This window comes from Brooklawnia sp. (assembly GCF_049651565.1).
Taxonomy (GTDB): Bacteria; Actinomycetota; Actinomycetes; order Propionibacteriales; family Propionibacteriaceae; genus Brooklawnia.
Window position 1 is genome coordinate 1 of sequence record NZ_JBASCI010000129.1, and the last position, 9,316, is coordinate 9,316.

7 protein-coding genes and 1 pseudogene are annotated in these 9,316 nt (G+C 68.2%); 3 read left to right on the top strand and 5 right to left on the bottom strand.

The genetic code is table 11. The features are described 5' to 3' along the window. Positions 1-283, top strand: a pseudogene (locus WBL05_RS06285) (hypothetical protein); the annotation flags it as partial. Positions 284-288: 5 nt separating this feature from the next. Here WBL05_RS06285 and WBL05_RS06290 read toward each other — a convergent pair. From WBL05_RS06290 to WBL05_RS06300, 3 genes are read right to left on the bottom strand one after another with little or no spacing between them, the layout of a single operon-like run. Then, complete coding sequence (locus WBL05_RS06290) at positions 289-3,186, bottom strand: UPF0182 family protein (RefSeq protein WP_424224526.1); 2,898 nt, start codon at positions 3,184-3,186, stop codon at positions 289-291. Further along, positions 3,183-3,731 (bottom strand): PPA1309 family protein, encoded by a 549-nt coding sequence (locus WBL05_RS06295; protein WP_424224528.1) that lies wholly within the window; start codon positions 3,729-3,731, stop codon positions 3,183-3,185. The genes WBL05_RS06290 and WBL05_RS06295 overlap by 4 nt, the downstream gene beginning before the upstream one ends. Beyond that, complete coding sequence (locus tag WBL05_RS06300; RefSeq protein WP_424224529.1) at positions 3,725-4,771, bottom strand: YlbL family protein; 1,047 nt, start codon at positions 4,769-4,771, stop codon at positions 3,725-3,727. The genes WBL05_RS06295 and WBL05_RS06300 overlap by 7 nt, the downstream gene beginning before the upstream one ends. Positions 4,772-4,943: 172 nt before the next feature. Between WBL05_RS06300 and WBL05_RS06305 the strand changes: the two genes are divergently transcribed. Next, on the top strand, positions 4,944-6,260 hold the full coding sequence (locus WBL05_RS06305; protein WP_424224530.1) for a zinc-dependent metalloprotease: 1,317 nt from the start codon (positions 4,944-4,946) through the stop codon (positions 6,258-6,260). A gap of 12 nt (positions 6,261-6,272) precedes the next feature. On the opposite strand, the gene WBL05_RS06310 is transcribed toward WBL05_RS06305, so the two are convergent. Then, positions 6,273-6,854: a YgjP-like metallopeptidase domain-containing protein gene (locus WBL05_RS06310; protein WP_424224532.1), complete on the bottom strand. Its 582-nt coding sequence runs from the start codon at positions 6,852-6,854 to the stop codon at positions 6,273-6,275. A gap of 262 nt (positions 6,855-7,116) precedes the next feature. On the opposite strand from WBL05_RS06310, the gene WBL05_RS06315 reads away from it, so the two are divergent. Then, positions 7,117-7,278: a DUF5679 domain-containing protein gene (locus WBL05_RS06315; RefSeq protein WP_424224533.1), complete on the top strand. Its 162-nt coding sequence runs from the start codon at positions 7,117-7,119 to the stop codon at positions 7,276-7,278. Between the two features lie 25 nt (positions 7,279-7,303). Here WBL05_RS06315 and WBL05_RS06320 read toward each other — a convergent pair whose 3' ends face one another. Next, positions 7,304-9,127 (bottom strand): ATP-dependent DNA helicase UvrD2, encoded by a 1,824-nt coding sequence (locus WBL05_RS06320; RefSeq protein WP_424224534.1) that lies wholly within the window; start codon positions 9,125-9,127, stop codon positions 7,304-7,306. Between the last annotated feature and the right edge of the window lie 189 nt (positions 9,128-9,316).

Sequence of the window (9,316 nt, forward strand, 5' to 3'; positions counted from 1 at the left end):
CGCCCGCACCTACCTGCTCGGGGTGGCCCCGCTGCACTTCCAGACCGCGGACGCCATCGCCGACCAGGCCGCCGTGCTGGCCGGCGCCGCCATGCCACCGAAGTGGATGAACACCCTGCAAGGCCAGATCGCCGCGATCAGCACCGAGCAGGCCAGTCAGGCCTTCGCCGAGGTCGTGCGTCCCGAACAGCTCAGCGTGGTGCTCTGCGGGGACGCCGACCGGCTGGTGGACGACCTGGCCGCCGCCGGGTTGGCGGCCGAGGTCGTCACGCTCGAGCCGTGAGGGCCTCAGCCCATCGCGTTCTGGGCGTCTGACAACCGCTGGCGGGCGATATCAACCTGCCGCTGGTACTCGCCCAGGTCGCCATCCCGAAGTGCCTGATCGGCGGCGGTGTAGGCGTTGGCGGCGGCATCCAGGGCGGCCTGCACTGCCGCCACACCAGTGGTCGGGGCGGCCGGACCCTCTCCAGGTGCCTGTGGCTGCAACGGTTCCTCGTCGGTGGTCACCCCGGCGTCCCCCTCGAAGACCATGTCGAGGGCCTGCTGGAGGGTCTCGCCGATGCCGATGTGGTCACCGAACCGCACCACCACGAAGCGCAGCAGCGGGTACGAGGACTCGGCCTTGCCCTGGGTGTAGATCGGGTTGACGTAGATCAGGCCCCCGCCGAGCGGCAGCGTCAGCAGGTTGCCGTAGACCGGCTCGGCCGCCCCCTGGCTGGTGAACGGCAGCAGCGCCTGCTGGACGCGCTGGTCGGTCTGGATGGCGTTGAACGTCTGGTTCGGGCCCGGGATCTGGCGGGTGTCGGAAAGCCTCAACACCCTGATCCGGCCGTAGTCCTGGCTGGCGGCGTCGGCTACCACCGCCATGTAGGCGCCCAGGTTCTCGCGCTCATTGGGGACGAAGACCGTGGTCTGGCTGAACACCGGGGCCGGGTCACCCGGCCACTTGATGGACAGGAAGTACGCCGGCTCCTTGGTGTCGGTGGAGCGCGGGTCGTCCGGGATCCGCCAAAGGTCGGACTGCTGGTACCAGGCGTCCGGGTTGGTCATGTGGTAGCGGCTCAGGATCTGGCGCTGAACCTTGAAGAAGTCCTGCGGGTAGCGCAGGTGCGCCATCAGGTCGGGCGTGATCTCGTCAGCCGACTTGAGCATGCCCGGATAGACCTTGTCCCAGGTCTGCAGCACCGGATCCTCGGTGTCCCACGCGTACAGCGAAACCGAGCCGTTGTAGGCGTCCACCACGGCCTTCACCGAGTTGCGCATGTAGTTGATGTCACGCCGCTCGGCGCCGATCGGGGTCCAGCTGATGTTGGAGTCGCTGGTCGCATTCGCCAGGTCGACCCGCTGGGAGTTCGGGTAACTGTTCGACGTGCTGTAGCCATCCAGAATCCACACGACACGCCCGTCCACCACCGCCGGGTAGGGATCCTTGTCGATGTTCAGCCACGGGGCGACCTTCGCCACCCGCTCGGCCGGCGTCCGGTCGAACAGCATCACCGAGTTGGAGTGCACCCGGTTGCTGAGCAGCAGGTTGATGTCGCCCATCCGGGCCGCGAACAGCGACCGGACCAGGAAGTTGCCCACCGGCACCCCGCCGGTGCCGCTGTAGGTGGTGTAGGTCTCACCACCGGACTCACCGCCACCGGGGGTGTCCAGCTCGATCGGGCCCTCGCCCTCGCGTCCACCGACCACCGAGTAGTCGATGGTGTTCTCGCCGAAGTACACCCGTGGTTCGGTCTGGTCCAGCGCGCCCACCGGCGGGATGTCGCTGACGATCCAGCTCGGCTCGCCGCTGGGCTGGCGGCGGTTGCCGTAGGCCCCGACCATGGCGTAGCCGTGGGTGTAGACGGTGTGGACGTTGTTCCACGTCTGGTTCTCCGGGGGCAGACCCGACACGTTGATCTCGCGGACCGCGACGATCGCATCGGTCTCCTGCTCGTCGATGGTGTAGCGGTCGACGTCCAGCACGTCGGGGAACGAGTAGTAGCCACGCACCTGTTGCAGTTGCTCGAAGGTGGGCGAGATGACCTGCGGGTCCATCAGCCGGATGCCCGGCAACGCCTCGGCGTCGGCGATCAGCTGCCCGGCGCTGACCTCGGTCTCGGCGGCGTAGTCGGTGATCTCGACATCGGTCAGGCCGTACGCCTCCCGGGTGGCGGCGATCTGGTTCACGATGTACGGCCGCTCCCGGTCGGGCTCGTTCGGCCGGACGTCGAATCGCTGCACCAGGCCCGGGTACAGACCCTGCAAGATCAGGCTGGACGCCACCGCCAGCGCAACAGCCGCACCCGGCAGGATCCAGCGGCGCAGCCGGGCGTTGACGAAGAAGATCAGGGCACAGACCACGCAGATGATCGCCATGATCAGCTTCGCGGTGATCCGCGCATTGTCGTCGGTGTAGCCGATGCCGGTCATCAGGTCGTCGTTGTCGGAGATCGCGAACACGTAGCGGCCCAGCCACTGGTCGACCGCGATAGCGAGCAGGATCAACCCCATCAGCACCGACATGTGGGCCTGGGCGCTCAAGGTGAACGGGTTACTGACGCTGATCTCGGGCGCCTGCCCCTCCATCGGGGCGCTGACCCGCAGCGGATTGGTCCGCATCGAGCCGTTGATGAAGTGCACCGCAGCGGCGGCCAGCAGCGAGATGATCAGCGTCCAGGTGAGATGGCTGACCACGAACCGCCACCAGGGCAACTCGAAGACGAAGAAGGCGTTGTCCAGCCCGAAGTACGGATCGGTGGTACCGAACGGGGCCCGGTTCCACCACGCCAGGAACAGGTTCACGTTGGCGACCGAGCTGATCCCGGCCAGGATGCCGAGCACCACCGCCGGGACCGCGATGAACAGGATGGTGCGTCCGTCCATCACCTGCCGGTAGCGGCTGAGCGTGGAAGATGAGGTCGCGGGCTTCGGTCCTGACTGCCTGGGACGCAGCCGGTACGCGATCGCCATGTTGATCCAGACCGCGACACCCATCAGGGCGCCGAACAGCAGGAACAGGCCGACCGTGCTGATCAGCCACACCCGGAAGACCTGGGTGGCCTCAACCGATCGGTACCACAGGAAGTCGGTCCACAGGCGGGAGAACAGCATGAACCCCAACACCAACACTGCGAGGATCGCGATGGTTGGGGCCAGCGCTCCGCGGCGGGAATCGGACCGTTCACCGGTCGTCGTGCTCATTGGTTTCCTTCGTTGTCGTGCAGCGTCCATGCCACAGCTTGGGTGAGGGCGGGCACCATGTCCGCCCCCACCAGGAGGTCTTCGGGATTCGAGGCCAGCCTGGCCACGCAATGGGTTATCGGCTCGCCCTCGGCCTGCCGCAGCGCACCAGCCACCACCCGCAGGTCGCGACGTTGGGGATGGTTGGCGACGAACTCGGCTGCCAGTTGCGGGTCGCGGGGAAGTTCCGCCTCCAGCTCGGCGGGCAGGAAGCTGCGTTCGGTGGCCAGCGCGCAGCCGGCGACCGTCGCCGGCCAACCGATTCCGGAAAGGGCCGTCAACAGGTCGGTGCCGGGGTGGAACTCGTCCTGCTCGATCGACGACAGCGAGCCCTCGGCGGTCACCGTGAGCTGGTCGACCAGGCCCGGCTCGGCCGCGAGCAGTTCCTCGGTCGGGACCAGGGCGAACAGCCGGGCGGGTTGGTCCCAGCCCGCCTGCCCGACGAAGCGTTCTATCTCGACCAGCCCGGCCAGTAGCCGTTCGGCCTGTTCGGTGGGGCTCAGCATCTGGGCACCTGCTCGGCGGTCGAAGGGTGCTTGAGCAGCTCCAGGCTCGCGGCCGCGTCCCGCAGCGTGGTGACCCGGACCAGGGTCATCGACGTCTTGAAACCCTGGGCGTCGGCGCAGTTGCCGGCCGGCACCAGCATGATCTCGGCGCCGGCACGTTCGGCGCCACGGATCTTCTGGCGCAACGCTCCAATGCCGCCCACCTCACCGGACGCGGACACCACTCCGGTCGCGGCGACGTTGCGTCCGTCGATCAGCGAGCCGGGGGTGAGCGCTTCGTAAACCGCCAGCCCGAATGCCAGCCCACCCGATGGCCCGACCACCTCGGGATCCACTCCGAACTCGACCTGGACCGAGTGCTGGTAGCTGTTCTCCAGCTCGATGCCCAGCTTGGCGACCGACGGGTCGTCCTGCGCCGCGACGGTGGTGACCGATACCTCGAACTGCCGGTTGGCGCGCACCAACCCGAGCCGCACCACCGTCCCGGGTACGACCTGGGCGAGGACGGCCTGCACATCCGCGCGGCGGGAGACCACCGAACCGTCCACCGACGTCACCAGGTCACCCACCTCGACCTTGCCGTAGGCGGGCCCGGAACTGGACACCTGCGTCACCAATGGCAGCGGCGTGACCGGGATGCCAGCCTCCACCAGCGCAGCCACCACGGCCTCGCGTTGCGAGGTGACCATCTGCTGGACCGCGTTCGCCTGCTGCTGGGTGGCTGGCCGGCCGATCGGGTAGACCACCTCGCGCGGCAGCACCGTCTGGGCCGGCAGCAGGTAGGCGATGAAGGCCTGCGGCAGGCTCATGTCGGACTCACGTCTGGTGACCGCGACCGTTGCCAGTTGCAGCTCACCCTCGGTCGGGTAGGTGGTGGCTCCGCTGATCTGCAATACCGGCTCGCCGTCCTCGGCACCCAGCACGTTGGTGGCCTTGCCGGGTGTCCAGCTGACGAACGGCACCGGAATCAGTGAAACCAGTGCGATGAGCACGACGAACAGGGCTGTGGACACCGTTGCCGTCCAGCCCTGTTTGGTCATGCAGTCACCTCACATGCGGTTGGTTTACGCCAATCACCCTACCGGCTGTCGCCAACCGGCCGTCCAGCGGTTGCGCGCTGCGGGACAATGGACGCAATCAACACTGACGAAACGGTGAGCAATGAACGACGAGACATCAGGTACCGGTCGCAATCCCGATCCTGAAGACCCCATGGCGAAGTGGTTCGCCCAGTTCAACACCCCCGGCGGCCAATTCGACCTACAGGCACTGCTCGCCCAGGTGCAGCGCGCCATGTCGGCCATGTCGGGACGCACCGACGCGTCCGGTATCGACTGGGCTCAGACCACCTCGGCGGCCCGGCACGTGGTTGCCTCGCTGGGGCCCGATCCGTCGCCCACCAGCAGCGAGCAGCGTGAGGTTGCCGAAGCCGCGCGGCTGTCGACGCTGTGGCTCGACCAGCACGTCGCCTTCGACCAACTGACCAGGCCGCCGGCTGCGTGGAGCCGCGCCGAGTGGGTGGAGCAGACCACCAAGTCCTGGCGCACCGTCGCCGAACCCATCGCCACCCGGATTGCCGACGCCCTGGCCAACTCGTTCGGCCAGCAGTTCGAGGGCGCCGAGGGCGCCCACCCCGAACTCGCCCAGTTCAGCGCCATGTTCGCCCCCATGCTGCGGGCATCCGCCGGTTCGATGTACGCCATGCAGTTGGCGAAGGCCATCGGCAAGATCGCCAGCGAGATCGTGTCGGGAAGCGAGATCGGCCTGCAACTGCTCCCGCAGCCACAGGTGGTCCTGCTGCCGGCCAACCTGGCCAAGTTCGGCCAGGGGCTGGGGATAGCGGAAGGCGATGTGCGGCTCTACCTCACCGTTCGTGAGGAGGCCAGGCAGCGGCTGTTCGCCCAGGCGGGTTGGCTTGGCTCGCACGTGCTGTCGCTGCTCGAGCAGTACGCCCGCGAGATCATCATCGACGTCGGCGCCATGACCAGCGCCCTCGACGTGGACGACATCTCGCAGCTCACTCCCGAGCGACTCGGCCAGTTGAGCGAACAACTGCAGGGAAAGCTGTTCTCCCCCACCCAGACACCTCAGCAGGTGGAGATCCTGGGCAGGCTGGAGACGCTGCTGGCGTTGGTGGAGGGTTGGGTGGACGAGGTCACCGGGAACACCGTGGCGGCCTGGATGCCGCACGCGGCAGCCCCGCTCGCCGAGGCGGTGCGGCGACGCAGGGCGACCGACAACCCGACACAGGAGATGTTCTCGACCCTGGTGGGGTTGGATATCCGGCCGCGCCGGGTGCGGGACGCGGCGAACCTGTGGGCGATCCTGACCAGGCACCGCGGGGTGTCCGGCCGGGACGCGGTCTGGTCGCACCCCGACCTGATGCCGACCGCCGAGGACCTGGACGATCCGCTGCGACTCGTCGGCGATGGCGGCGACGAGGCGGAGGCGGACGACATGGACCGGGCGCTGGCCCAACTGCTGGAGCAGGCGGAGCAGGAACGCCGCGACGACACCGGCCAGGGCTGAGCCGGCGGCTGGTCAGCCGGCGGCGGACCAGCCCTCCAGGAAGCCTTCCGCCCGTTCCGCACTGGGATAGTTGGCCAGCAACTGCCGGAACCGGCGGCCATGGTTCGGCTCGACCAGGTGGACCAGTTCGTGGGCGAGCACATAGTCCAGCACCCAGTCGGGCATCGCCTGGACGCGATGGCTGACCCGGATGGCGCCTGAATCGGTGCTGCAGGACGCCCACCGGTGGTCCATGTTCGTCACCCAGCGCACCGACGTCGGACGCAGTTCGTGGCCGGCCGCGGCGTCCAGGTAGCGGGACGCCACCTGCACCGCACGGGCCGCAAGTTCGGCGTCGGAGCCGGCCGGCGTGGTCCTCTTGTCCGCCAGCCGCTGCACCATCTTGTCCACCCACTGCTGTTCGGCGGCGGCGCTCAGGTGCGCCGGCAGCAGGATGATGATGCGATCCGCCTCGACGCGGGCCGACACCGTACTGCGTCGCCTGGCGCTGCGGCGAACCTCAACTTGGGTGATGCCGGAGGGCAGCCCGGGCGCCTTCAGGGCCGCGGTGGGCAGCACCTCGCTGGCGGGACGGGCAGCAGCTCGTGGTGGCATGGTTCCTCCTTGACGTCGGGCGGAATTCGGCAGTACGGTGACGGGCGAGGCCCTCGGAGAGCCGGACGCACGCAGGGGAAGGCGTGCGATACCAGGCCCCGAGGGTCTTCCTTGTACTGACTTCAGGTACCTCTGCCGTATTCGCCGCGCCGGTTACGCCTGCGGCTGCAATACCTGTGTGACTAGAATCACCGCTCAGCGGCTGGTATCCGCCACGCGGGTGCCGGCCTCGCACAACAGGCCCCACACCAAGGAGAAGGCGATGGCCGACGAAACCTATGAAGGCGAGTTCTACTGCGTCAAGTGCAAGGAGAAGCGGGAAGCCAAGGGCAACGTGGTGGTCAACGATCGGGGGACCAAGATGGCCAAGGCCAAGTGCCCGGTTTGCGGGACCAACCTGAACCGGATCCTGGGGCGCGCCTGACGGCATTCTCCGCGGTGGGCGCATTTCACTGTTGCCCATGAGCCGCAACCACTTCCACGATCTGTTCGCCGTACCGGTCAGCCTTCGCCAGGCCGATCCCCGGGTTCTTGAGGAGGCTGGCCCGGTCGGTGGGTCGCTGTTCGGTAATCGCACGCAACGTGGCGTCGGTGAGGACGACGAACGCCGGCAGCGACTGGGTCTGGGCGGTTGACCAGCGCCACCGGCGCAACCGCTCGAACAACTCCTCGTCCCAATCGACCGGACAGCCCTCGTGGCGTCCGAGCTTTATCTCGGTGGCCTCGCTCAACGGCCGCCCGCAAACGTGGCAGTTCGGCAACTGGCGCGAGCGCTGTCGGGTGCCCGTCGGCCGGCCGGCTCGTGCCTGGTCCGACCGGTCGCCCACCAATCCCGCCCGACGCAGGTAGCGGGAAGGTTCCCGGTGGCCGCGTCCGGACGCCCCGCCGGCCGCCCACGACAACCGCAGCCGGGTGCGGGCTCGGGTGAACGCGACGTACAACAGCCGCTGCTCCTCGGCGATCGTCGCCGGGGTGTCGGCCAGCCCGAACGGCATCAGTCCCTCGGAAAGCCCGATCACCGCCACCGACTCCCACTCCAGTCCCTTGGCAGAGTGCATCGTCGACAGGGTCACGGCGTCCGGCTGCTCGGGATTCGCCGGCCGGCTCGCTGGTTCGCCAGTTCCTTCGGGGTCACGCACCACGTAGGGGACGCCGAGTGCGTCGAGTTCGGTCTGGATGGCCTCGGCCTGGGCGTTGATCCGGTAAAGGACGCCCAGTTCGCGCCATGCCCGGCCATCGGCGTGCTCACCGGCCAACCATGCCGCCACCTCGGCGGCCTCCGCCTGCTCGTCGGCAGCCCGGATCGCCTCGACCGAGGGGCCGTCGGGTCTGGTCGCCCGCAACCTCATACCCCGCCCGATCAGCGCATTGGCGGCCTTCAGCACCTGCGGGGTCGACCGGTAGTTGGTTTCGAGCTTGAGGGTGATCGCGCCGGGATGGTCGCGGCCGAAGTTGATCAGGTAGTTTGGCTGGGCTCCGGCGAAGGTGTGGATGGCCTGGTTCACGTCGCCCACCACGCAGACATCGGTGCCGTCGCCGATCCACAGCTCCAGCAGGGTCCGCTGCACTGGGCTGACATCCTGGTACTCGTCGACAGTGAAGTGCCGGTACTGGTCACGAACCTGGGCAGCCACCTCGGGGTGTTCGTGGAGCAGGGCGATCGCGCACAACATGATGTCGTCGAAGTCGATCACCTGCCGGCGCTTCTTCACCTGCTCGTAGCGCAGCCAAGCGGTGCCGACCTGGTCGGGGTTCAGCCCGCTCACCTGGCGTCCGGCACGGACCGCCAGGTCGGCGTACCGGTCGGTGGCGATGTTTGACACCTTCGCCCAGCTGATCTCCTGAGCCAGGTCGCGCAGCAGCGAGGTGTCGACCGGGACCCCGAAACCGCGGGCGGCTTCGGCGATCAGCGAGAAGTTGCGGCCGGCCACCGGCGGCAGCTCGACACCGTGCACGCGCGGCCAGAAGAACCGGATCTGGCGCAACGCGGCCGAGTGAAAGGTGCGGGCCTGCACCCTGGGGACGCCCAGTTGCGCCAACCGGTGCCGCAGTTCACCGGCGGCCTTGGTGGTGAAGGTGACCGCCAGGGTATGGCCGGGATCGAGCCGGCCGGACAGCGCGCCGTACGCGATGCGGTGGGTGATCGCCCGGGTCTTGCCGGTTCCGGCACCGGCGAGCACTGCCACCGGCGCGCCGAAGCTGGTGGCCACGGCCTCCTGTTGCGGGTCGAGCCCCTGCAACACCTCGGCTGCCCGCGCTGGATCAACTTTCACGATGCCCAACCATAGGGGTGGTCACCGACAGAACTGTCGGTGCCGGCATCTAGGGTGAGTTGCCATGAACAGCCGAACCAGCCCTGCCACGGCCGCCAGTTGGGCGCAACTGTGCGAGCTGGCGGCCGGTCTGCTGCAGGACGTTCCGGCTGGCCCGCTCACCCTCGACCTGGTGGTGGTGCCGTCGGC